19 protein-coding genes and 2 pseudogenes are annotated in these 25,396 nt (G+C 46.2%); 7 read left to right on the top strand and 14 right to left on the bottom strand.

What is annotated here, in order from left to right; genetic code table 11:
- Positions 1-5 precede the first annotated feature (5 nt).
- Both LO777_RS01040 and LO777_RS01035 read right to left on the bottom strand, forming a co-directional pair.
- Entirely contained in the window at positions 6-2,960 is a 2,955-nt protein-coding gene (locus tag LO777_RS01040) for a hybrid sensor histidine kinase/response regulator (protein WP_228855736.1), read from the bottom strand.
- Positions 2,961-4,079, bottom strand: a complete 1,119-nt coding sequence (locus tag LO777_RS01035) for an ABC transporter substrate-binding protein (protein WP_228855735.1) — start codon at positions 4,077-4,079, stop codon at positions 2,961-2,963.
- Positions 4,080-4,437: 358 nt separating this feature from the next.
- On the opposite strand from LO777_RS01035, the gene LO777_RS01030 reads away from it, so the two are divergent.
- Entirely contained in the window at positions 4,438-6,075 is a 1,638-nt protein-coding gene (locus LO777_RS01030) for a GGDEF domain-containing protein (protein ID WP_228855734.1), read from the top strand.
- 93 nt (positions 6,076-6,168) lie between these two features.
- Here the strand turns inward: LO777_RS01030 and LO777_RS01025 are convergent, their stop codons facing one another.
- The 3 genes and pseudogenes from LO777_RS01025 to LO777_RS01015 form a co-directional block, all read right to left on the bottom strand.
- Positions 6,169-8,445 (bottom strand): ATP-dependent helicase, encoded by a 2,277-nt coding sequence (locus LO777_RS01025; protein ID WP_228855733.1) that lies wholly within the window; start codon positions 8,443-8,445, stop codon positions 6,169-6,171.
- 12 nt (positions 8,446-8,457) lie between these two features.
- A pseudogene (gene lpdA / locus LO777_RS01020) lies at positions 8,458-9,866 on the bottom strand (dihydrolipoyl dehydrogenase).
- Positions 9,867-10,190: 324 nt separating this feature from the next.
- Positions 10,191-10,709: a nitroreductase family protein gene (locus LO777_RS01015; RefSeq protein WP_228855732.1), complete on the bottom strand. Its 519-nt coding sequence runs from the start codon at positions 10,707-10,709 to the stop codon at positions 10,191-10,193.
- A 434-nt stretch (positions 10,710-11,143) separates the two neighbouring features.
- Here LO777_RS01015 and LO777_RS01010 point away from each other — a divergent pair, with 434 nt between their 5' ends.
- Complete coding sequence (locus LO777_RS01010) at positions 11,144-11,785, top strand: LysE family translocator (RefSeq protein WP_228855731.1); 642 nt, start codon at positions 11,144-11,146, stop codon at positions 11,783-11,785.
- 12 nt (positions 11,786-11,797) lie between these two features.
- A complete protein-coding gene (rsgA, locus tag LO777_RS01005) occupies positions 11,798-12,745 on the top strand; it encodes a ribosome small subunit-dependent GTPase A (RefSeq protein WP_228855730.1) in 948 nt (315 codons plus the stop codon).
- Between the two features lie 9 nt (positions 12,746-12,754).
- Here the strand turns inward: rsgA and LO777_RS01000 are convergent, their stop codons facing one another.
- Positions 12,755-13,192: an iron-sulfur cluster assembly scaffold protein gene (locus tag LO777_RS01000; protein WP_228855729.1), complete on the bottom strand. Its 438-nt coding sequence runs from the start codon at positions 13,190-13,192 to the stop codon at positions 12,755-12,757.
- A 104-nt stretch (positions 13,193-13,296) separates the two neighbouring features.
- On the opposite strand from LO777_RS01000, the gene aroE reads away from it, so the two are divergent.
- Positions 13,297-14,157 (top strand): shikimate dehydrogenase, encoded by an 861-nt coding sequence (aroE, locus tag LO777_RS00995; protein WP_228855728.1) that lies wholly within the window; start codon positions 13,297-13,299, stop codon positions 14,155-14,157.
- A gap of 9 nt (positions 14,158-14,166) precedes the next feature.
- Here the strand turns inward: aroE and LO777_RS00990 are convergent, their stop codons facing one another.
- The 4 genes and pseudogenes from LO777_RS00990 to LO777_RS21350 all read right to left on the bottom strand — a co-directional run.
- Entirely contained in the window at positions 14,167-16,422 is a 2,256-nt protein-coding gene (locus LO777_RS00990; protein WP_228855727.1) for an ATP-binding protein, read from the bottom strand.
- Positions 16,423-16,715: 293 nt separating this feature from the next.
- Entirely contained in the window at positions 16,716-17,426 is a 711-nt protein-coding gene (locus LO777_RS00985; protein ID WP_228855726.1) for a substrate-binding periplasmic protein, read from the bottom strand.
- Between the two features lie 128 nt (positions 17,427-17,554).
- On the bottom strand, positions 17,555-17,650 hold the full coding sequence (locus LO777_RS20855; protein ID WP_407929175.1) for a hypothetical protein: 96 nt from the start codon (positions 17,648-17,650) through the stop codon (positions 17,555-17,557).
- A gap of 216 nt (positions 17,651-17,866) precedes the next feature.
- Positions 17,867-18,474 (bottom strand): annotated as a pseudogene (locus LO777_RS21350) (sigma 54-interacting transcriptional regulator); the annotation flags it as partial.
- A gap of 380 nt (positions 18,475-18,854) precedes the next feature.
- Here LO777_RS21350 and pspA point away from each other — a divergent pair.
- From pspA to pspC, 3 genes are read left to right on the top strand one after another with little or no spacing between them, the layout of a single operon-like run.
- Complete coding sequence (gene pspA / locus LO777_RS00970; protein ID WP_228855724.1) at positions 18,855-19,523, top strand: phage shock protein PspA; 669 nt, start codon at positions 18,855-18,857, stop codon at positions 19,521-19,523.
- Between the two features lie 6 nt (positions 19,524-19,529).
- Positions 19,530-19,766, top strand: coding sequence for a phage shock protein B (locus LO777_RS00965; protein ID WP_228855723.1), 237 nt, complete (start codon positions 19,530-19,532; stop codon positions 19,764-19,766).
- 5 nt (positions 19,767-19,771) lie between these two features.
- On the top strand, positions 19,772-20,152 hold the full coding sequence (gene pspC, locus LO777_RS00960; protein ID WP_228855722.1) for an envelope stress response membrane protein PspC: 381 nt from the start codon (positions 19,772-19,774) through the stop codon (positions 20,150-20,152).
- A 51-nt stretch (positions 20,153-20,203) separates the two neighbouring features.
- Here the strand turns inward: pspC and LO777_RS00955 are convergent, their stop codons facing one another.
- From LO777_RS00955 to LO777_RS00940, 4 genes are all read right to left on the bottom strand, one after another.
- Positions 20,204-21,373, bottom strand: a complete 1,170-nt coding sequence (locus LO777_RS00955; RefSeq protein ID WP_228855721.1) for a M20/M25/M40 family metallo-hydrolase — start codon at positions 21,371-21,373, stop codon at positions 20,204-20,206.
- Entirely contained in the window at positions 21,370-22,965 is a 1,596-nt protein-coding gene (locus tag LO777_RS00950) for a KamA family radical SAM protein (RefSeq protein ID WP_228855720.1), read from the bottom strand. Before LO777_RS00950 ends, LO777_RS00955 begins: the two co-directional genes overlap by 4 nt.
- 6 nt (positions 22,966-22,971) lie before the next feature.
- Complete coding sequence (locus LO777_RS00945; protein ID WP_228855719.1) at positions 22,972-24,396, bottom strand: ATP-grasp domain-containing protein; 1,425 nt, start codon at positions 24,394-24,396, stop codon at positions 22,972-22,974.
- 197 nt (positions 24,397-24,593) lie between these two features.
- Positions 24,594-25,238: a GntR family transcriptional regulator gene (locus LO777_RS00940; protein WP_228855718.1), complete on the bottom strand. Its 645-nt coding sequence runs from the start codon at positions 25,236-25,238 to the stop codon at positions 24,594-24,596.
- Positions 25,239-25,396: the final 158 nt, after the last annotated feature.

The following is a 25,396-nucleotide window of genomic DNA, read 5'->3' as shown; positions in this document are numbered from 1 at the left end:
CGTGCTCATGAATTCAGGAGAGTTGAATCCGACCGCATCGGGTCTAACGCGCATTCGATAACTCTTGATAATTCCCCCAGGTCAAATGGTTTTGCCACCGCCGCACAAAAACCGTACTCCCTGTAATTTGCCAGAACCGGATCATTGGAATAACCACTGGCCACCACAATCTTCGCACCGGTATCAAGTCTGAGAAGTCTCCGGGCTGCCTCCTGTCCCCCCATTCCGCCAGGAATGGTCAGATCCAAAATCACAAGATCAACCGGATGACCGCTGTCCTGCAGTTCCTGGTATTTATTCACGGCCTGCTCTCCATCCGCAACCAGAACAGTTGAATGACCCAGGGCCAGCAACTGGGATCTGGCCAGTTCCCGCAGCATGCTGTCGTCATCCATAACCATAATTCTTGCCGCTTTCACTGCTGAACCTGGTTGTGATTTTTCACTCACCTTTTTACCGCAGGTTATAATGGCAGGGAGATAAATGGTAAAGACCGCACCCTTACCCGGACTGGAATTTACTGTGAGAAACCCGTCATGTTTATTGATAATCGAATAACAGATGGCAAGGCCCAGTCCACTCCCTTCCTGCTTGGTTGAAAAATACGGGTCAAAAATTTTATTTATTATGGTCCCGGGGATACCTACCCCTGTATCAGAAAGGGTAATACGGACATAATACCCTTTATCGACACTGAGAAGGGCTTCTCTGGCCGGATCTTCCACATTGGCACAACGCACAGTAATGGTCCCACCTTCCGGCATGGCGTGCTTGGCATTCAATATTATATTTTGAATAACCTGGCTGATCTGTCCGCTGTCCACTTCCACCATCCAGAGATTTTCCGGGATTTCATGTTTGCAGACCACCTGACTGCCCCTGAGAATAAAATCCGCGGATTCCATAATTAATTCGGCGAGAGAAGCCGCTTCCCTGATCGGCTCTCCGCCTTTTGAAAAAGTCAGTAGCTGCCGTGTCAGTTTTGTCGCTCGTTTTGTAGCTCTTCTCGCTTCGGACAGGAGTATTTCCGCCTCCCTGTCTTCATTTTTCAACCGAAACGAGGCCAGCTCGATATTTCCAAGTATCGCTGATAGTATATTATTAAAATCGTGGGCAATCCCTCCAGCCAACACCCCAACGGATTCAAGTTTTCTTACCTTCAGTAACTCTTCTTCCATCTTCTTTTCATTGGTGATGTCCCGAAATACGAGGACAACTCCTATGATTTTCGACTCCTTATCCCTGATAGGAGCGCCACTGTCCGCAATCGATCGTACTGAACCGTCACGTGCAATAAGACCAGTATGATTTGCAAGTCCTACGATGCGTCCCAGTTCCATAACCCTCTGGACAGGGCTTGCACATTTTTTCCCGGTTTTCTCGTTGATGATTTTAAAAACTTCCGTCGACGGTCTTCCTTCCGCATCTTCGGAACGCCAGCCGGTCAGCTCTTCCGCTACTTTATTCAGAAAAACAATTTTTCCTTCAACATCAGTTGTAATAACACCGTCACCGATTGACCGAAGAGTTACTGAAAGCCGCTCCTTTTCAGCTATCAACGCTTCCTCCGCCTGCTTCCTTCCTGTTATGTCCGTTGCAATCTCCATCCTGACAAGTCTTCCGTCGGTCCATCGAATGGCCTGATCCCGACATTCAAACCACTGCCCCGTAATTTTGCTCTCATACTCCCAGACAAACACGTCGGCAGGTTCCCCATGCTCATCTACCAGGCTCTCATTTGTGCAGAATTCACAGGGAGAATCCCCACGATGAAAACTTGAATAACATTTTTTGCCAATACACTCTCCACAGATATTCTGTGCATAACTGTTCATGAACAGGAGTTCATATGTTTCAAAATCAGAGACATACACAATAGCGTCCAGACTGTCGAGAACCGCCTGAAATCTCTCCACCGTACTGGCAACTTCCTCATCACGCTTCTGGATGGCGGATACAATTGCCTGGAACTCGAAAATACCACCGGAAAGAGTGGAGGAATCAAGAAACAGATTATTGTCCTCTCCCGAAGTTTCAAGAGCTCCAACAATATTTTTCACAGGTCGTGAAAAAAACCGTTTGAAAATAAAATGAATAACGGAAAACAGTAATAAAAAAAGAAAAAACAGAAAACCGACCTGGTGCAGCAGCACTTTTTTAATTGCTTCCGACATGACAGAAGAAGGAACACTGTAATAAATGATCCAGCCGGCTGGCTCACCAAAATTTTCTTTAATGGCAATATGTTTCTTCCCCTGGTAACGGAAAGAGAAAAGACCATGGGGATCTGATTCTGTCTTTTGCCTGAGATCAAAACCAAGATTGTAACGGGTGGTCATCAGCAGCTCATCAGGATGGTAAATCACTCTGCCCTTCTCGGAAAGAACGAACAGTTGTTCCCCTTCATACAGTCTCCCCTTTCTGAAACTCTTCATAATTGAAATAAAATTTTCCACTCCCCGTTCTATGACCAGAAGATATTTATTATAGAGCGGATATTGGATTGTAACCACCGATTCCTTTGTCAGAAGAGACTGAAAATAATGATATTCATGATTTTTCCTGTTGTAACCGTTTATCACCATGGCACTGAAATCCATGCCTTTGTACTGGGAATAAGGTTTGGAAATATGAACAACCTTTCCGTCCGCATCAAGAATATAAAAACTGTCTCCTGACAGGTTAAAATATCCGGAAGCATCAAACCGGGAGATAAGCTCATCAAACCTGCCGGGCGGAACATTATGCAGAAGAGATTGAACCAGGCTGTCCGTATAGCTGAGAGTATTTTTCATCAGGGCACGGGCAACATTGATCCGTGCCGACATCACGGACGAAAACTCATCCCTGACACGCTGGTATTCAAGAAAACCGCTGATAAACACCACAACAAGAAAAACACAGACGGCAACAGCAGAAAACATCAGGTTGATTTTCTTTTGTAAAGGTTGTGGCGTCACCTATATTTCTCCATTATTGTGAAATTGCCCCCCACGAACTACTACTTCATAGACGGGACGCAGTACATCTCCGTATTTATCAAACTGAACATGTCCCATCAACGTATCATACTCCCCGGCAAGAAGAGCTTTTTTCAATTCAACGCCTGTTATTTCAGAACACCGTCTCAGACCATCCGCCAGGATATAAATCAATTCGTAGGCCCTTGTTGATCGGGGATTGGCTGCGGTTTTAAAGATTTTTTTCATTTTTGAAGAAAAATCGAGATAGCGGGGTCTGGAATTGTCAGGATCGATAAACGTTATCAGAGAAAGCCCTTCCGCCGCCTGTCCCGAATATCTGAACAACTCAGGAGTATGTGCCCAGACGGAAGAAAACAGCCTCCCTTTGAACCCGGCAGCCTTTATCTTCTGCAACGCTATCCCCGTCATACCGGCTTCAGCAAGAAAGAGAACCGCATCCGGTCCGGAAGAAAGGAGCTCATTGCAGATATGTTCCCAGTCCGGTTCTTCACTTGAATTAAAATGAACTTCCGTTATTTTTCCTGAAAATGATCGTTTCAGAGAAGCAGCCCAGTCCATGACAAACTCACTATTACTCAAATCCATCAGCAGAGCAACGGATTTAACAGAATTGCGTTTAAACAGTTCTGCCGCTTTTTTCCCGTAGAGATCACAGCTTACCTGTGTACGGACAAACAGATCATCTTTGCCGGTCAGTCGATTCGTAGCGGCATACGGCGTTATGAGCAGGGTTTTGCTGGAAGTGACTGCAGGATAGGCGATCAGGGTATTTCTTGATGTGCTGTGGCCGATTACAGCGACAACTTTCCGGTCAAGAAGAAACCGGTCTGCCTGCCGAATTCCCTCGCTGGTGTTTTTATCATCACGAATCAAGAGCTCTAGAGAATGTCCATTAATGCCACCCTGTTCATTTATTTCTTCGACAGCCAGGAGGGCTCCATTACGAATATGTTCTCCTGCAGCTCCCCCGCGACCACTCAGATTAATTGCCAGACCAAGTTTAATCGACTCCCTTTGGTTCTCACAGGAAACCAGGAAAAAAAGAATAAATACAGACACGAAAAAAGCTGTTGCAAAACAGAGCTGTCTTCTCATATTTTCTCCTTTCCCTTACTGAATGACCTCTAATTCGGAGTTCTCATCAACTCAGGCGGCGTCATCTTCAGAATTGTCGAAGCAAACCTCTCAACCCGCTTTACTGCCGGATAAGCGCAGACTCCGAAATGTTCGCCTGATCTTCTGAATTGACAGATAAATCCATTTTCTTTTCTGACTGGGCATATTTTACACTACAAAACCACTGGTTTGAAGTCAAGTGCGTGTCAGAGGAAGAAGGATATGTCCTGCCCACCTTCAACGTTTTTCATGTTACCTGTTGACACACGCTCCAATTGTTGGATATAGTGCCGCAGGTTTCATAACACATTTATTACGCAAAAACTCTTTATAAAAAATGTTTAACAATCTCCCCTGTCCTGCCCTTGAACTGCAACCGAATGCACGGATTCTCCGCCTGAATCCTCTGGCGGCAGAATTTTTCAATTGTGACCACTCTTCCCCGACCGATCTGTTTTTCCAGGATTTTCTGGAAAAACAATACAGGTCAGCTTTTCCGCACGTTCTCAAACAAATTAAAACTGGAGATCCGGTACAATATGAGGCAACACTGGCGACTCAGCCAGGTCATGCGGACCCCATAACCCTGAAATTGTCCAGGCTGGATAACAGCAACCTGCTGGCCCTGGTTTACCTGGAAAAACTGCTGCAATCACCAGGTGACCGGGAACATGCGCTCCTGGAGGAACAATATCGCCACAATCCTGCGGGAATCCTCCTGGTCAACGACAGGATGGAAATGATCTCCTATAACAGTGAATTTCTGCGCATGTGGAAGATTCCTCATTTCAGTGAAGATTGCCGCAATGATCTCGACAGCCTGGAAGCAGTTATCGAACAGGTCAGAGAACCGGAAATTTTCATGCAGAAAATGATATATCTCCATGAACGTCCGAATGAAAAAAGCATTGACGAAATCGAGCTCAAAGATGGCCGGACCTTTTATCGTCACTCGTATCCGGTTTACAGTAAGGAAAAATATGTCGGCAGGGTCTGGTATTTTCTCGACATCACTTCCCTCAAACAGGCTCAGACCGAACTTGCCAGACAGAAAAAATTTCAGGAAGCGGTTCTGGAGCATACCAGGGACGGCATTGTCGTCTGCGATGCGGAAGGATATCTTTCCATGTTCAACCCGGCCAGTGTCAAAATTCACGGGTCTGATTATCAAAATGTTCCGCTACATAAATGGACTGAATATTTCAGCCTGTTCAAACCAGATGGACGGACACCCCTTTCCATAGAGGAAATCCCTCTCTCCAGAGCTCTTGCAGGAGAAGAAATACGAAACGAGGAAATTGTGATTTTTTCAAGCAGTGGGAAGCGACAGACACTTCGGGTTAATGGTCAGGCAATGCATGACAACAATGGCAAAAAAATTGGTGCTGTTGTCACGCTCCATGATATTACCGACATCACTAAAGCCCGGCAACAGCTTCTCCACATGGCCTATCACGATACCCTCACCAAACTGCCCAACAGGCGACTGTTCCATGACCTCCTTAGACAGATGATCCTCCGCGCCAGACGAAACAAAGACCTGATTGGCATCCTGTTTCTTGATCTCGACAACTTCAAACGCATAAATGACAGCTATGGGCACGAAAAGGGAGATCTTTTCCTGATTGAGCTGTCCGCCTCCCTGCAGAATACACTGAGAGATTCCGACATTCTCTGCCGCTGGGGAGGAGATGAATTTGTCGTCGCCCTTCCCCAGATAGCAGACAGCCTCGATGCGGAACTGGTGGCCGACAAACTCTGCAGTTCCGTGCGAACCGCCATGGGTAGCAGGTATGGAAAATCTGTAATCAGCATCAGTATAGGCATTGCTCTCTACCCGGACCATGGAGAAGAACCGGACCAACTGATCCGACTGGCAGATATGGCCATGTATGCTGCAAAACGCCATGGAAAAGACCACTACTGTATGGCGGATATAAACCAATTGGTCACTGAAGAAACCAACGCCTGCTGATCTTGGGTGAACATTGTGTCAATTCTGCTCAATCAATAAGAGTTGGCTCATTGTTTGTATTCTACAGTTATTCTCAAAAATGACACCATGACTTTACCCGGAACGTAACCCGGCATAACGTGCCAAAAGAATCATTTCACCATGATCCTCAAAAAGAACTCGCAACCGTCCCTGTTTTCTGTCTTTGACCTCCGTAACCGTACCGATACCAAATTTTTCATGCCACACTGTCAGGCCTTCGGAAATTTCGTCAATCTGCAGGATTTTTCTATCTGAGAAATTCACCACTGGATCATCAAATTTTTTCGTGTCTGCAGAAAAAGAAAGGTTCATTGCCCGCAGATACTTCGCGGCAATACTGTTTTCACCGCTCGGCGAAACCTTAATCTCTCTCCCGGTTCCTTGGCGGCTGACCATCCCACCCAACTTGTCTGAAAAAGACAAGTTTGCCTCATAGAGGAAACGACTGGCCTGTATTTGCTCGCCAGGAGAACAATCCCTGCCTGTTCTCATAGCTTTTCTCAACAACCTGTCCTGGGGATAAATAAAAACGACTTCTTCCACAGCCCTGGTCATGGCCACATAGAACAGCCTCCTCTCATCCTCCAGACTCTCCCCCGCAGACACATCCTGTAACAGGGGAAAACTGCCGTCTTCAAGCCCAGGAATAACAACCAGTGGCCACTCCAGCCCTTTCGCCCGGTGAATGGAGGTGATAAGCAAACTCTTCTCGTCAGCCAACCCGTCGGATGAAGCAAGTTCTTCAATTTTTATTAAAAACTGCCCAGGTACCAGTCCCTGTTCCCCCGCAAATTCGATAAATGCTTCACAGGTTTTTATACGATTTTCAGCTGTTGTATTTCTCGCTGAAAATTTGGTATAGAAGGAATACAGATCAATTTTTTCAACTATTCTGCGTAACACGAGATCAGTGCGGGAATCGAAAAAACTCTTTTCCACCCACCTCCAGTTTTCTGCGGTAATAAAAAAACGCTTCTGGATAAAGGAGGGCATATCATCATTCACTGCCGCTTCAATAATATCTGCTCCAGCCAGCGGATTCTGTGCTATCTGCCAGGCAAGTCGCTCAAGCTCTCCCTGCCGCACTCCGAGATGAGGTTGGGACAGCATGGCAGCAACTGTCCTGAATATTTTTTCTTCAGACTGTGTTCCGAAAAGTCCGAGAGACAATTGCAGATAGCCGAGAAGGGCAACTATTTCGCCACAATCAAAGACCCGTCCATGCCCTTCAAGCCTGTAGGGAATACCGGCATCCAGCAGAGCCAGCTCCAGAGGAACGCTGTGAGCATACATCCGAACCAGCACCGCAATTTCATCCGGACTTCTTCCCTGTTCACACCACCGGTTGACTACAGCCAGGATAGGATGCTTACCGTTCTCCTCCATATATGACAGGCGTGTGTCAGGGGTAGTGGTGGAGGAAATACAGAGTTTTTCATCCCGCAGCACGTTATTATGGATAAGATGATTAGCGGCCAGGGAAAGTCGATGACCAAAACGAAATGTCCGGGAAAGTGTATAATTCACCGGTTCGGGAAAATCACGCTGAAACCGGTTGACAATAAAATCCGGTCGTGCCCCTCTCCACTCGTATATGCACTGATCAACATCACCGACAACCATGACCTGTGCCCGTCGGCCCGCAAGCAGCAGGAGAAGCTGCTGCTGCACTTCGTTTATATCCTGGTACTCATCGACAATGATATGATCTACCCTGTTCTCCACCCACTCTACCAGCTGAGAATCATTGCGCAATACCTGCAGAGGTTCATAAATCAGATCGTTATAAAAACGAATCTCCCTCTCCTTTCTTACCTGCTCGAAAAAATCGAATCCTTCAATAAAATAGCGGCATCGATCGGGAAGGCGCAACTGATCAAAAACTTTTCCGGCAGGCTCCACCGTTGATTTGACCTGATCAATAAAGGCGAGGAATTCTTCTACATCTTCACCGGAGATATGGCCGCCATTTTCCCGGTTGTAGAGCTGAGCTGCAACCTGTTTTGCCATTTTTTCGAAGACATACTCCTCGGTCACAAGGGTATATGACGGCAAGGCCCCACGCTTGACAAAACTTGCCACAAGCCTGTAACCGAGGGAGTGAAAGGTACGTATCTCAGGCAAAGAGGTGCACCCCTTCAACTGCTTTTCCATGGAAAGAACAAAACTGTCCCGTGCTGAACGGTTGAACATCAGCACCAGCAGTTTTTTCGCTTCCACTCCATTCTTAAGCAGGTGACCTATGCGGCCAATCATGGTAGTTGTTTTTCCTGAACCGGCTACCGCACTTACACGTGCATGCCCCTCACCATGATGGACGATCTTCAGCTGTTCAGCGGTCAGCTCCATAAAAAAAATACATTATCTTTTTTTTGCCGGAAGCAGATCAGTAATAGAACCATCAACAATTTCTGCAGAAAAAGCAAAAGTCTCCGCAAGGGTCGGGTGAGCATGGACTGTTCTGCTGATATCTTCGGCATTGGCACCCATCTCAAGAGCCATCACAGCTTCATGGATCAGTTCCCCCCGTTTAATCCACAGATACCGGCCCCAATCAGCCTGCCGGTTTTTTTGTCAAAAAGTGTTTTGGTGACTCCGGCCACAGCACCGGCACTGAGAGCACGACCACTGGCACCCCAGGGGAATTTCCCCTTGGAATACTTGATGTTCCCTTGTTTGGCCTCTTTTTCGGTCAATCCCATCCAGGCCACTTCCGGTCTGGTGTACGCCACTGATGGAATGGTCATGGGATCAAAAGCAATATCTCTGCCAGCGATATTTTCTACAGCTACTTTTCCTTCATGAGTAGCCTTGTGGGCCAGCATCGGCTCACCAACAACATCACCTATCCCGTAAATTCCTGCAACAGAGGTTTCCTGTTTTTCATTGACTGCAAGAAAACCACGTTCGTCCAATTCGAGACCAAGTTTTTCAAAACCCAAACCACTGCAGTTCGGTCTGCGCCCAACGGCTACCAGAACAGCATCAAAAGAATCCTGTTCGGGGGCTTTCGTGCCTTCAAAAGACGCAAGTATACCTTTTTCCTGCGCCACTATCTCGGTTACCCTGGTTCTGGTAAAAATCCGATATTTCTTTTTCAGTTTCAGGAAAAGAGGCTGAATAAGGTCTTTATCGGCAGGGGGAATAATCTGCGAAAGCATTTCTACTATGGTAATTTCCGAACCGAGCGCACTGTAGATCTGAGCCATTTCCAGACCGATGATACCACCCCCGATAACAAGCATTTTTTTTGGTATATATTTCAGTTCCAGTGCATCTGTGGAGTTCCATATGCGTGGATCATCAGGTATTCCAGGAAGAATAAAAGGGGAAGACCCGGTGGCTATAACTGCATTGCTGAATTGAATGGACTTCTCCCCGTCCGCAGTCTTCACCTGCAGGGTTGAGCTGTCGACAAAAGCGCCGTTCCCAACAACTCTTGTTATCTTTCTTGCCCGGCACAGGGAATCCAACCCATCCGTCAGCTGGTTGATAACACTTTCTTTTCTGGCAAGCAGTTTCCCGATATCCACTTTTGGTGGTTCAAATTTCACTCCATAATCTGCTGCTTCCTCAGCTTCTTCAATTACAGCCGCCCCATGCAGAAGTGTTTTTGACGGAATACAACCAACATTCAGACAGACACCGCCAAGACGGTCATTTTTTTCCACCAGACAGACAGAAAGACCGAGGTCAGCGGCCCTGAAAGCGGCAGTATATCCTCCCGGTCCACCACCAAGAACAACAACATCATATTTTATTTCATCCATCACGTGCAACCTCCCAGAAAAATGTATATTTCCAAACAAAGCTCAGCCTCATAAAACGGCAATATCTCCCGGCAGGCTGAGTTCCATGGGTAATTAACCCGCATTTTTCATCAGTTCAGGCGGCGTCAGCTACAACATTTTCAAGAGTAAATAATAGTGGCCTATATTTACTGTTGAAATATTGCAGAAGATGGCGTCGCCTGGGCTGACCTTGGGTGAACATTGTGTCAATTTTGTTCGACTACTGATAGTAGGCTAATTATTTGTATTCTACAGCTAATCTCAAAATTGACACAATGTTCATGAGAAATGCGGGTTAAAAAATTATTGACAAAACTTTACCTTATCAAAAGGCAGAGAATCATATGCGTGTTCCTCTTTTTCTTCCTGTGCATAGCCTATGGCAATGATCGCTTCAACCATCAACCGGTTGTCCAGGCCAAGGATCTCTTTCACATGGTCCTCCGCTGCCTGCCCCTCGTCCCTGTTTCGTTTACGAATCTGAATCCAGCAACTTCCCAATCCCAGATCCGTGGCCTGGAGATGGAGAATGATGGAGGCGATGGAACAGTCCTCCACCCAGACATCGCTTTTCTCCGGATCTCCACATACAACAATTGCCAGGGGCGCATTTTTAATAAAACTCCCCCCATGGGGTTTGGATGTGGCCAACTCTTCCAAAAGGGCTCTGTCTGTCACAACCACGAATTTCCAGGGATTGAGACTTCTGGAGGATGGTGATCGGAGAGCAGCTTCTACAAGTATGTCAATTTTTTCCTTTTCAATCGGTTTTTCTTTATATCGACGAATACTACGACGTTTTTTTAATAATTCCAGAAACATTTTCTCATCTCCTTTATGATGATCTCGTAAAAAGTCGTTCAACGTTCCCAGATGGACTCTGGAAAAACTTCGATATACAAGGCGTGGCGGTGTCGTGTAAGCGCAGGCGTACATATGGTACGTCGAGCATTACACGATCACCCCACAACGCAGTAGATCGGAGTTTTTACGAGTCCATCCTTTATGATTTTTCCTTAAAATTCCATCATGGAAAATCGTTCCCCTGCAGTTGGAATTTTCATTGTTTTTTTGTCGCAGGCCAGCCTGAGATGGTAGATACGTCTCCAATCTGGCTGCACGAAAATGAAGAAAAAAAATTCTTCATTTTCGAAGTGCAGGATTTAGGTCAGAATAGTTTTGTAGAAACACATTTTAATGAGTATTATCAGCAAGGCCTGTAAAAATCAGAATTGTTCACCTCAAAAACAGCTTCTATGGAAATACACACTTTTATAACATGTTTTACAGCTGTAACTCTTCTTACACTCACCCCTGGAGTAGACACGATACTGGTCATCCGCAACAGCGGTCGGGGTGGCTGGAAGGACGGTGCGGCAAGCTCCCTCGGGATCTGCTCAGGACTCTTTGTTCACGCTACAGTTTCCGCACTCGGTATCTCCTCTATCCTGCTCCTTACAACATGGGCTTTCAGTCTGCTTAAAGTAATGGGCGCAACCTATCTTATCTGGCTCGGCCTTACAAGCCTGAAAGAACTTTTCAGACAACAGCATCACACGGGTGAAACCACCGCAACCACAGAAAAGAACAATAATTATTACAAATCGTTTCGGGAAGGTTTTTTTTCTAATATCCTCAACCCGAAGGCCATTGTCTTTTATATGGCCTTCCTGCCCCAGTTCATTGATCCCTCCCGCCCTCCCCTGCTCCAGTCCCTGTTTATCGCCGGTCTGCATTTTATCATAGGCATGATCTGGCTCTGTACGGTTTCCTCCATGGTAGACAGGGCAGGAACCTGGCTGCAGACACCTCAAACAAACAAAATATTACATGGACTCAGTGGGTCGATCCTGATCCTGCTCGGTGCAAAATTGCTGGGCGAAAACATGAATCCGTGAGATATTGTGGTAATGGATGACACAAACCGGAACAATAGAAAAAAAAATGCGTGCAGACAGGAAGGCACCCTCGTTGCCCATCTGGGTGTAGCGGTTGAGGTTCGCTTTGACGCCACGGGAGAAAAAAAGATAATCCGGGTAAAACGTAACTCCGGACATGTTGTCGGAGACAGGGTCACAGTGGACAGTGATCTGCTGATCCGGCAAAAAAGAAAATCCCAACTGACCCGTATGGATGCCAGGGGGAAAAAACACTGCATTGGCGCCAACCTGGATGCAGTCTGTATTGTTGCCGCCTGTGAACCGCTTCCCCCGCCTGGATTTATTGACAGAGCTGTTATTGCAGCCAGGGCAGCGCACCTCCGCCCCATTCTCCTGGTAAACAAATGCGATCTTCCCAACTCGAAACAATACGAGAAGGAATTAAAAAAAACTTACGCAGGCCCTGTTTCTCTTTTCATTCTCAGTGCCATCACGGGCACCGGCGTTGATCGGTTTACAGCAAACCTGAGTGGACTGCGATCCATATTTGTCGGGCCCACCGGTGTCGGCAAGAGTTCCCTGCTGAACAGGATCTGTCCTGCCATCAATCTCCAGACAGGAGCACTGCATGAAAGTCGCAAACGAGGTCGTCACACAACTACAGTTTCCACTCTTCACAGGTTAAAAGGAGGTGGAGAATTAATCGATTCTCCCGGGTTTATAGATTTCGGTCTGGCTGATATTCCGGTAACAGACCTGGCTTTCCACTTTCCTGGTTTTGAAAGAAGTCATGACACCCCATGCCAGTTCAGAAACTGCCTCCATCGTTCGGAACCGGGCTGCACCATAACCTCACTCCTGGATCGGGGCCGGATATCGCAAGAGCGATATAAAACCTACCTCTCCATTCTCCATGAACTTGAATCCCTGGAAAATGAACTGCGCTACAGGGAAAAAAACAAACGCCGGAAAAAATAGTCAGTTCCCTCATCCATTCCCATCGGCAGGTGACCGACCCTGCCCTCTATTGAAACGGGCATAATAATCCTCCACACTTCGACGCAATGTTATTTCCGCCAGTTGAGCACAGTGAAGATGTGTTTCGGGCAGTTGCCCAACCTCTTCCATGATAGTGACCATATTGACCTCCGCCAGCTCCTCCACGGTTTTATTTCTGGCCAGCCTGGCGGCCGCTTCCACGCAGTGCCGACTGAAGGAACATCCGTTCGTCCAGTGATGTGAATCGAGAACCCTACCCTCACGAATTCTCAGGCCGATCTCCATGGTGTCCCCACAGTTACCGACAACCTTGGCTATACCTTCCGGTTCATCAATAACGGGGTTGCCGAAATAGTAGATGAAAAACCAGGTCAGACCAATTACAAAGAGAACAAGAAATGCGATTATTCCGGTAAAAACAGTCATTGAGTATAAAAAGCTCCCGATATCAATTAACCCGCATTTCAAAAAATGAGGTAGCTGTAATCATTTACAGTGGTTTCAGTTCAATTCAACCAAATGCCAGAACAATGACATTTCCTTCTGTTACAACAAAACTCGTTTTCCTGCTCGGTTATCCCCTTGGCCATTCCGTTTCGCCGGCCATGCATAACCATGTTTTTAACACACTCAGCATGGACTACTGCTATCTTCCTGTGGAGGTAACCCCGGAGAATCTCGGACCAGTTTTCACTGGCCTGAGCAAAATAAACACCGGCGGATTTAATGTAACAATTCCCCATAAAATTGCCATACTGGAGTACCTCGATGAAATCGACCCGCTGGCCGAAAAAATAGGTGCTGTAAACACCATCTGTCTGAACAACGGGAAAACAAAAGGGTATAACACCGACGGAAAAGGATTTGTTCAGTCCCTTGAAAAAAAAGGCAACCTGGCAATTCAAGGAAAAAACATCTTTATTCTCGGCTGCGGAGGTGCCGTCCGGGCCATTGCCATGACCCTTGCCTTTCGCGGTGCCCGTCATATCTACATCTGTAACCGCACACAATCCAAAGCGGAACAGTTGGCCGGGGAAATAAATGAAAAAATTGCAGAGTGCACCACTGCTGTGGAACAGGTGAAATCATCCATTGCAAAATACCTCGAGACCTGCGATGTCCTTATCAACGGCACCCAGCTTGGAATGCACCCACACACGGATACCAGCCCAATTGACGGTTCACTCCTCTTTTCGCACCTTGTGGTGGCGGATATCGTCTACAATCCACTGAAGACCAGGCTCCTGCGGGACGCAGAACAGCGCGGTTGCATAACTGTCGATGGCCTGGGAATGCTTGTTTACCAAGGAGCAGCCGCATTTTCTCTCTGGACGGGCAAGACACCACTCATTAGTGAAATGAAGACAATAGCCTATGACCTTGTTAAATAGTGTCTATATTCAATTGCAGTCAGACGGCTGAAAAGCACGATTCAAATCGAGAAGTTTATATGGTTTTACTATAATTTCACATTGCTGCCGATCTTGACATTTCTCAAGCAGTGAAGCATCCGACTCGTGGAGTGCCAGAATAATTCTTGCTTCCGGCCACTTCTTTCTTAAATAATCCGCCGCAATCAGACTTTTCCGGCCATCGCCCAAACCCGCCAGTATTATCGCTACACTCCCTTTTTTTTCCTTACTGTCCCCGAAATGGTCCAATGCTTCCTCCAGCTTCCTGGCTGCCAGAGCCTTGTAACCAAGATAGGAAACCATTTCACAGGCAGTTGCCAAATCTTCCTCACCTTCGTCAACCACCAGCACAACACCTCTGCCGGTAGGAAGAATAGACTCCGACGATGTCTCGTCCTTCTCTTTTTCTGCAATAGCGGGAAAATAAATTGTAAACGTCGTCCCTTTCCCTGGTACGGAATCCACAAGAATTCTACCATCATGTTTTTTTACAATGGAATGAACTATGGCCAGACCAAGCCCCAATCCTTTTTCTGCATTTTTTTCCCGTGTTGAAAAATATGGATCAAATATTTTATCAATAATGTCTGCGGAAATCCCCCGCCCCTCATCTTTCATGACAACTCGGACATAACGCCCTCCATCAAGGCCGGCAATTTCATCCTCATCGAGAACAATATTGGTAAACCCAATAGTTATAACACCACCTCCGGCCATCGACTGGTATGCATTCTTGATCAGACTACGCATCATTTGACTGATCTGAACACTGTTGACGGCAACACACCAGAGATTATCCTCCACCTCAACGCTATACTGTACATCATGGTCCACACGAAGATCTTCCAGTTCTTCCTTTACAAGATCCGGCAGATACCCTTCTGCCTTCACAGGTTTCTCCATTTTCGCAAAACTCTGCAGTTTGGCCGTCAGTTCTCTGGCTCTGACAGCAGCATTCTTTGCGGTCAAAATATAATCCACTATTTTCGAGTCAGTACCTCCCATCCTTTCAGCCAATGCCAGATTCCCCAGTACAACCTGGAGAATATTGTTGAAATCATGAGCAATTCCACTGGCAAGAATACCAACTGATTCGAATTTTCTGGCCTCCAGTAATTCCTGCTCCATTTTCAATTTGTCGGTAATATCACCAATACTCCAGACAATACCGTCAAGAGTCCCACTTCCCCTGGTCACGCGTCCACGAACCTGACAGACAAAATCTGATTGATCTTTTTTTTTCAACCTGATCTGCCCCTCACACACCCCCTCTTTCTGAAGTTGTCCATACAGCTCATCCCCAACCTTTTCAAAGGATTGATCATCAGCATAAAAAATTCTTGTGCTTTTTCCCATAAGCTCCTCAGGAGAATATCCTGTAATGTGAATCAGTTCGGCATTAAATTTCTCAATTTCACGATTCTCATTCACAAATAGAATTCCCACGGGAGAATTATCTAGAATGGCCTGAAGTTCCGCACTGGTTTTCAGGAGATGGAGGTTCGTTTTTTCAGCTTCATTCTTTGCTTTTGACAAGTCTTTTGTCCGTTCCCTCACTTTCTGTTCAAGCGTCTGAAAACTTTCTTTCAATCTTCTGGTCATCGTACTGAATGCAGCAGCAAGACGACCGATCTCATCATGCGAGTCAACCTCGATCCGGGTATCGAGATTCCCGGCAGTAATCAATTTTGCCGACCGTTCCAACTTTTCCAGAGGGTGTATGACATAGAAGCGAAAAATTACCAGAGAAGTAAACAGGATTGACAGAATAAGGAGAAAAAGCAGACTGATCACACTCAGAGCTGTGGACCACAGCTCCCTTGCGACACCTGATTTAGAAAGGATTATCCGCAAGGTACCTGCCTGGACATCCCCGTGCATTATTTTCGCTGTCTTTACCAGGTAGTTTGAAGAACCTGAGTAAAAATCCGGTTCCCTGAGCTGAACCCCCGGCTGTACCAGCTCTGAAACAATCTTCCCGTCAACCATTACACTGATATACACAATCGCCTTATTAAACAGAACAGCCCTGAGAATATCATTGATTGATCCATAGTCCAGCTGCCACACGGCATTGGGCAACGATGTTTCCGCGAGTTTGAGAGCCTCATCCATCTGAAGTTCAAGTTGCCTTTCTTTGGTGTAATTACCATAAATCAGGATGACAGCAGAAAATATGCAGGATATTACTATAACAACACTGATAAGTATCAGGCTGAACCGATTACTCAAACTTCGATTCATTTTTAATTGAGCACCTGTATATATCTTTTTTTTGCTCATACCTAAATCCTGCACTCTGGGAATAAATAAAAAGCATTTATACTGTATAAACAGATAATTATCATATCGCAGTAAGGGTTGTACTATCCACTATCGGAGTGAGATTGTTTTTTCTTTATTCCCTCGCCCTACGGGATTGGCAATTTTATCGAATCTGCCTCGTTATCAAGGGCTTGAAGTATGTTGTTAATACGTCGACGCCCTTGATGCCTCGCATCTCCGATAAACTTGCCAATTGCAGGATTTAGGTCATATTATTTCGACTGCCATCTCTTCTGAATCCGACTCAACCCCAGGTCATGGATAAGGCTTCTTTTACCCCTGTCAAAAGCATCAAGTATTTTTACAGCTCCATTTTTTCCTTTCACGGCAATTAAAAACTCATTGACCAGATCAAAACTGCCAACTTTCCCGATTTTTTCTGAAATTGTTGCGTGACTCAGTACATAATCATACGGCATCGCATAGCCAACAACGGCATCAACCCTTCCATTTGCCAGCATTTCAAAACTCTGCTGGATTGAGTCCGCCTCAATTTTATTTATCTGATGATTTGCCTCCCATTTTTTTCCATATGCCCATCCCCGTACATAACTCACACTCATCCCAGACAATCCGTCCAATCCATACCATCCGGACATGTCGGGTTCCCGCATATAAATAGTTATCTCAACAGTATCGACAGTTTCCCTGGAATAATCATATACAGCTTCTCTTTCTACCGTTTTGCCAGCGGGAAACACCACATCAATTTTTCCCGTGCCAAGATAATGCAAACCCCGCATCCAGGGCACAATATACAATTGTATGGTATATCCCTGCCGATGAAAACTCTCCCTGACCACGTCCCAACTGTATCCCTGCAGAACTTTTGAATCACCTCCGGGAGCAATTGTCTCCACAGCAACAGCCCTACTCCCTTCAATACCAAAACAATATGGAGGGAAATCGGAAAGTGTAGCCATTCTCACTGTTTTTCCATGTGCAAAAGAGAATGAAGACAAAAAGAAAACAAGCAACAGGACGAAAACGAATATCCTCTTCATTCTGAAATGGTATTTGAGTTTCAACCGACTTTTTCTTTTCTGATAGATCAAAGCTTTTCCTTATATTTTCTTAACAGACCACGAAACTGATCATATGTCAGATCAAGAAGTGCTGCGGCCTTTTTCTGATTGTTCCCGGTCATCACGAGGCTTTTTCTGATGAGTTTAACTTCAAATTCTCTCACCATTTTCTTAAAAACCAGTTTTTTTCCTCTTTTTTCAAAATCGAAGGAAAAAGCTTTTTCGGATCCAAAGTCTTCCTGCTCTATCCTGATTAACCCGTATGGTGAGACAAAAGGATCAAAATTCACAGAATCAATTACATCTTCTTCAGACCTGTACACGGCTCTTTCTATAACATTTTTTAATTCCCTGATATTTCCCTTCCACGGGTATGCTTCCAGTTGCCGGACAACCGCATCCGTAAAAACCGGCATATTGGCCCTGCCGAGTTCAAAAGCCATGCGATTGGCAAAATGGGTGGCCAGCAACATCACATCCTCTCCACGGTACCTGAGAGGTGGGAGAAAAAGAACTTCAAAAGAGAGCCTGTCCAGCAGGTCACGCTTGAAATCCTTCCTGACAGCCATGGCGGACAAGTCCACATTCGTGGCACCTATGATTCTCACGTCAACCTCCACAGGTCTTGCACTGCCAACCCGTTCAAAGGAACCATATTCCACAACTCTCAGGATTTTTTCTTGTGCTTCCAAGGGAATGGAGCCGATCTCATCGAGAAAAAGTGTGCCTCCATCAGCAGCTTCAAATCGTCCGGGACGACGCTCGCCTGCACCTGTGAATGCACCTTTCTCATACCCGAACAACTCCGCCTCGATCAACCCCGGGATAGTGTCGCACAATTTAAGGTTACAAACGGTTTTTCCCATCGACTGGACAAAAAATGAAGCCGGCTGGCAGCAAGCTCCTTGCCCGTCCCCCTTTCCCCGATCAATAACACAGGCCGATCTACCGGTGCTACCCGAGACAGTCTCTCCTGAAAATCAAGGAAAATTTCAGACTGACCAAGCGCTTCTCTTTCAGACAAAATTCCCATTTTCCTCTCCGTTGCTCCTGCCACATTCCATAATGGTAAATATTACCAACAATCGGTATTTTTCACCATGTTATTATTCCACATACCTGCAACGTCCAGACAAAGACACATGTAACAAATTGATAATAAACAAATAAAATCACATTTGGTTCTGGCACGAGAAATGCAAAAAATAAAAGCAAACACTAAAGCATGGCTGGACCAAATTATGGATCACAGCCACAACGGACGATGAAAGTGATGCGATTGCTCATGTTTTTTTCTTCACTTTCATATAAACATGGAGGAAAACAATGGGTATTTTTACACGTTTCAGAGACATAGTCAGTGCCAATATAAACTCAATGCTGGATAAAGCTGAAGATCCTGAAAAAATGATTAAACTGATGATACGGGAAATGGAAGACACCCTTATCGAACTCAAGTCATCCTGCGCCGGAGTTATAGCCGGACGAAAAAAAATTGAGAGAAAGGCGGATGAAATTCTCGCCAAAAAGAATCTCTGGAGTGATCGGGCAAAACTGGCCGTCAAAAAGGGCCAGGATGACCTTGCCAGGGAAGCCCTGGTGGAAAAGCGCAGATATGCGAAAGTCGCCGATACCCTGGTACGTGAAATTGATGAACATACCGAGCTCATCCATCAATACCAGGAAGATATCACTGAACTGGAGAACAAACTCATCAACGCCAAGGAGAAAAAGAGAGTACTGCTGGAAAGGCATAGAAGAGCAAGCAGCAAGAAACGAGCCCAGGAAGATATCCGCAGAAGCGACAGCGGAGATACCATGGCCCGTTTTGATAAACTGGAAAGCCGCATAGAACAGATGGAAGCGGAAGCCGAACTCGTGAATATAAAACAGAAACCATCTTTGAATGAAGAATTTGAAAATCTTGCCGAAGATGAAGAAATAGAAGAAGAACTTGCCAAAATAAAAGAAGAACAAGCCATTCAACCGGAGTAAACAACCATGGGAACAGTACTGATTGTCGCCATAGTTTTCGGTTCATTTCTCGCCCTGGCCTCTCTTATCTGCGGCACAGTGCTGATGGTTATAAAAACCCGCAGCAGCCGGATCATGCAGGGGACGAGCAGCTCTGAAGAGGCGGAGATAATCCAGGAAATATACCGGGGTCTTGATAAAATGGAAAAACGGATAGAATCCCTTGAAACAATCCTGATGGACGCTCAGGAAAAGGATGAGTAAAGACAATGAAACATTACGGTAGAAGAGACAGAACGTTATATCGATCAAGAGACGGCGTGATTTTCGGAGTATGCCGGGGTATTGCCGACTACTTTGATTTTTCACCGTTCTGGGTACGAATGGCCCTGGTTGTCACCTTCATGCTCAGCGGATTCTGGCCGGTTATCGGCATATATCTTGCCGCAGCATTTTTCATGACCCCCCGCCCGACCCGTCCCATTGAAAACGAAGCGGAACACGAATTCTACGACAGCTATGTACACTCCCCGAAAAATGCTGCCTGGCGTCTGAAAAAGAAATTCGAAAACCTGGACAAAAGAATTCGCCGGATGGAAGACAGGGTCACTGCCAGGGAATACGAATGGGAAAGAAAATTCAATCGCTAACCCAGCCTGACACGGTCATGAGCCAGGCTGGATTCCGGGTTAACAGAATTATTATTCATGCTCCCTGCCAGACTTCTCCCAGCAGGCCAATATGCTGAGCGCGGTCAACCTGCTTTTTTCAGGCAGGGATGAGCGAATCATATATTCCCGGTCACTGTGATCGCTGCCACCAACCGGGCCCATACCGTCAATCACGGGGATACCGACTGTGGCAATAGTATTTGCATCAGAAACGCCACTGCGCAATTCTTCCACAACTGTAATCCCCATTGACTCAGCCTGATCTCTGACAAGAGCAAAAAGAGCCCGATTGTTATCAGTCTGCTCCATCGGGGGACGGGATGAGGTCTTCAGCAGTACACCACCGGTACCGGCAATTGTTGAACTGCCTGCAATACCGGCAATTTCCCCGGCCACTCTGCTGGCATCCTCTTCAGTGAGAAAACGTGTATCAATCTCTGCCCGGGCTTTTTCAGCGACACTGTTTGGCCCCATTCCTCCCTGGACAACACCCACATTGACAACAACCCCCCGATCGGGATCATTGAGTTTTTCAAGGGCTATGGTCTTATGGGCCAGTTCCAGAACAGCACTCGCCTTGTCCCTCCCGGCAAAGGCGGCATGCCCTGCCCTGCCGGAAACATCCAGCCGGTATCCGGTTTTTCCCTTTCTTCCAGTCACCAGTTCTCCGTCCAACCCACCGCACTCGAAGACCATGGCGGCAAATGACTTTTCCGCCTCAGCTAGAATCAACGGCACCGATTCAGGAGAGCCTATTTCCTCGTCGGAATTACAGATAAAGGCGAGGGGAATGGTATCAAGCAGGCCACAATGATAAAGAGCCCTGATGGCAGACACTGCGACAACAAGCCCTCCCTTCATGTCTATTACCCCGGGTCCTTTTACCAGTTGACCATCATCTTTATACCAGTTAAACGACGAATCCTCCGGAAAAACTGTATCCATATGCCCCACCAGAAGAAGCTGTTTTCCGCTCTTTCGTGTTGCCGGGGAACGGAAAACCAACTGATTGCCCAGTTTTTCCCCGGGGATCACCTCCATGTCCATTCCACATGTGGTCAATTCTTCCGCAAGCAGGCGACCGACCCTGTCCACTCCTTCTTTAAACCAGGAGTAACTGGGCTGAAGTACCAGGTCCTGTAAAAGACGGAACTGATCAGCTTCCTCTTTTGCAAGAACCGACAGAATTTTTTCCCTCATTTCACGCCCCGGTTGTTGAAGGCAAACATTTCCCGGGCATAGACATCAGGGTCGGCATCGGGGTAATGGGCCTCTTCACCATTCCACGGTTTTTTGAGGACATAGTCGTCTCCTTCCCGTTTCATGACATTTGAGCGATGGAGGGGAATCTTCCCACCTGCAGTGGCTATATACCTGGGAATAGCATCCCCTGAAATATTGCCATACATGGATTCCACGATATCCCGGCCGACTTCCAGGGGAACCCTGAAATGGCTGAACTGAGGATTTCTGTAGCTGCAGTTAAAAATATAGTACGGCCTGACATAGGATTCCTGCACTGTTTCACAGAGTTTCCACATCTTTTCCCTGGTATCGTTTATTCCTTTCAGCAATACCGCCTGGTTCAACACGGTAAAAGTTCTCTTGGACAATTGCCTGAATGCATCCCTTGAAACCGGTGTTATTTCCTGGGCTGTATTTATCTGGGTCACAACCCGGATCGGTTTTCTGTCACTGCTCTCCTCCAGGATATCAAGCAGTTCACTGTCCACCCGCATGGGTGCAGTGACCGGAATACGGGTGCCGAGCCGTTTGATTTTCACATGGTCAATGGCATCAAGCTCAGCCAGCAGCCACTGCAAAAGAGAGTTGGGCAATACAAAAGCGTCTCCACCGGTTATCAGGACATCCCGGATCCGCTCATTTTTCCTTATATAGTCAAGGGCCTCCCCGTAAGCCTCCTTAGAATACATATGGTCCTTTCTACCTATATGAGCCAGCCGCAGACAATGGGTGCAGTACATGGCACACATGTTTGTCACTTTGATGGTAAGCACCCGCGGGTAAAACTGATCAATCAACCTGGCTGGAGAATGGTCAGCGGCCACCGGCGGAATTTCGACCCCCGCGTTGTCTATCATCTCCCCCGTCGGGATTGACTGCAACATGATGGGGTCATTAATCACTCCCGGCATGATAAGGCTTGTATAGTAAGGAGTAAGACGCATTCTGTAGGACTCTGTTACCCTGCCGATGGACTCAAGCACATCTTTCGGCAGATCAATCAGTTTTGCAAGTGTTCCCACGGAATCAACAGCATGACGAATCTGCCCCTGGAATGAATTCCAGTCTTCATCCGTCATCTTCAACTCCGACTTGATTCTGCTGATATTTTCCTGAATCTGGTCCCACCTCTCAATACCGCTCGGCGCGACACTGTCTTTTGCAGCCAGGTATTCCTCAACCCTGCTGTTGGCCTGACCCGCTATAGGCAAAGCCCGCACCAGGCGACCTCCTACAGAAACCATGTGTTCATCAATCTGCTGATGTTTCAAGGCAAGCCGCTGAAGATCAACGCTTGAAATGCCGAAATCAGCGGGCGTCGCCTTTTTTTGCCTGGCAGCCTCCAGCAGACGGGAAAAAAGCTCAATGATCGGGCCGGTCAGATTTTCATTCTCCGCCCTGGTAAAAAGATCTCTTACCTTTCTTTCCTCAGCCGGGGACTGCTCTGTCCTGCTGTCGGAGCCAGCCTCCAGCTCTGCCAGAAGTTCTTTTGTATACGTATCCAGCTCTGTTAATTCATCACTCATCTGTTTATTCACTGATGTCATCCTCTTCTATGCTCCCAGCTTTTGTATTGTCTGTTTTATAAAGCCGACTCCCTGACACAGTCCCTCATTCACATCATCCCTGCAACGGCCGACAGAAACAACCCTGGACAGAAAGGTCCCGGGCATAACCTTAAGATTGGTACCCAGGTGCTCAAGGATAACAAAATCCTTAACCAATTCTCCGTTTGCCACCTTTTGAAAGGTTTCCCGTTCATAGGGGTTTTGTGGGATATACCCGTTGGTTACCAGCTCTTCCATTACCTTGTAATTATATGTCCCCCAGTGAATTTCTCTGGAGTTCTCCTTCATTTCCACGGTTCCTTCGGGAAACCTGTTCTCCATAACCGCACAATATTCCAGCTCGGGCAACATGGGTGATCCCTTCGGCAGATTCTGCTCAAGAGTGAAACAAAATTCAAGAGTTGTTCCCTGTTTCCTGGCATTGATTTCCAGGAAAAAAATATTTCCTTCACAATCAATCAGGTAATCACAACCGAAAATTCCCCTGTAGCCCGATCTGCCCAGCAACTTACCAACCGCCCTGGTGTATTCTTTGAGTTTCTGCTGCTGTTCCCGGGTTGTCACGGAAGGAAAATGCGATCCTACAAACCGGTTACCATCAACAATTGTCTGATCCGCGACTCCTGCAATATAAACATCGTTTTCATTGGCAACCACAGCCAGCACAGTGGGGTCGAGATCATGGGGAATATACCTTGTCACCAGATATTCACTACTGTCATCCGTAAATTTTGCGGAAACCTCCTCCTGGGTACGAGTCACCGCTGAGTTCGCACCGGCTGCCGAGAACGCCCCACTGACGAAAATACCATCCGGCCATTTTTCCCTGAAAGAGCTGGTCATTCTCATCAATTCTTCAACACCACGGCAGACTGCTCCTTCGATGAGAGGAACAATACCCTGCAGCTCTCTGAATTGAACAATTTTATCATTATATTTTCTTGCAATCTTTTTGTCCGGCCCAAGAAGAATAACCCTGTCAAGAGAATCAAGGTTCATTTCCATCAGGCTCTCGTAAAGATTTATGTATATTTCATTCTGGTTTTTTAAAACAGTTTCAATAAGTGACAAAACAGTTTCATTTTTTGAAACAGCTGACATGAACTGAGGGCCACTGATCCTGCAACTCGTTTTTGGCGCTGTCGGGATATTACTGAAGGTATGATTTGTAATCATATCATCCCGGGCCACAGGATTAATGACCAGAATATTGGAAAAATTGTACTGAAAACATACATCCGGAACTATAGCTATAAATTGAACCTCCCGGCCGGAAAATCTTTTTTCAAGGGTTTCCTTCACAAAATAATTGAGCGCATAGTTTTTAAGATCCCCAATATAGAGGAAATAGTACACATCTGGATCATATTCCAAATTAGAATATAAAATATCCCCACCATGGATCTGCATATTCTTTACCTGGTTTCATTATCATCCCAACCCCGCACTTCAGCACCATTGACGCCTGGCGACCCCGAATTTTGCTGACTGCATGATTGAAATATCACTTGAATCCTCCACCTCCCCGATGGAGAAACCACCATTTATGTCGACAGTCGACATTTATTCTTTCCCTACATCCTCATGTATAAAGAAAGTCAAAACAATTAGTCACCCCAGGAAGCTATTTTCGTTCCAGTCTCTGTATAATGCTCCCTGACACTTCTTTCAATTTTTCCAGGATTACCGGAAATAATACTGGAAACGATTTCCATATGCCGACTGCCTATCTCTTTCGGCGTATACAGGTTTGACCAGTATTTGTAAAAGAGGACATGCAGTTTCAGGCTGAGTCGCTCTGTATATTCGATCAACTGCATATTCTTATTTTTGCTGATGAGCATATTGTGAAAATCATCACCAATTTTGACTACCATTTTTCGATTGCCTTTTTCCGCGTATCTTTCCATTTTCCCTGTCATCTCCACCAGGGTCTCGATTTCATCCCGGGAAAAAGCTGCACTGGTCTCCATAACAGCGTATCCTTCCAGTACACCCCGCGTAGTATAGGCATCGATAATTTCCTTCGGAGACAAATCGGCAACAAAATTTCCCACCTGGGCGCGGTAGTCAATTATGCCATTGGCAATAAGTTCCTTCAGTGCTTCACGCACAGGAGCCCTGCTCACCCCCAACTCCTTAGCCAGCAGACTCTCTTTGATCTTGTCTCCCGGTGAATACACTCCATCAAGGACCAGGTCATAAATATGCTCAATAATCTGGTCTTTGTATGTGGATTTTACAATCTTCAATGTATTTTCCAACTCTGAAAACTGGTCACGTTCAGTGGTACTCCCATACCGAACAGTAAATTTTATAATGTCGACATTCGACTTTTTTAGTACTTCCTTTTCATGAGTAGTGCAAGAATTATTTGTTTTTTTCTTTCACAAACCAATGAATAGGGTAC

This window comes from Desulfomarina profundi (genome assembly GCF_019703855.1).
In the GTDB taxonomy this organism is placed as follows: Bacteria; Desulfobacterota; Desulfobulbia; order Desulfobulbales; family Desulfocapsaceae; genus Desulfomarina; species Desulfomarina profundi.
Note: the sequence above shows the minus strand (reverse complement) of the source record. Positions and strands in the feature narration are given on the sequence as shown.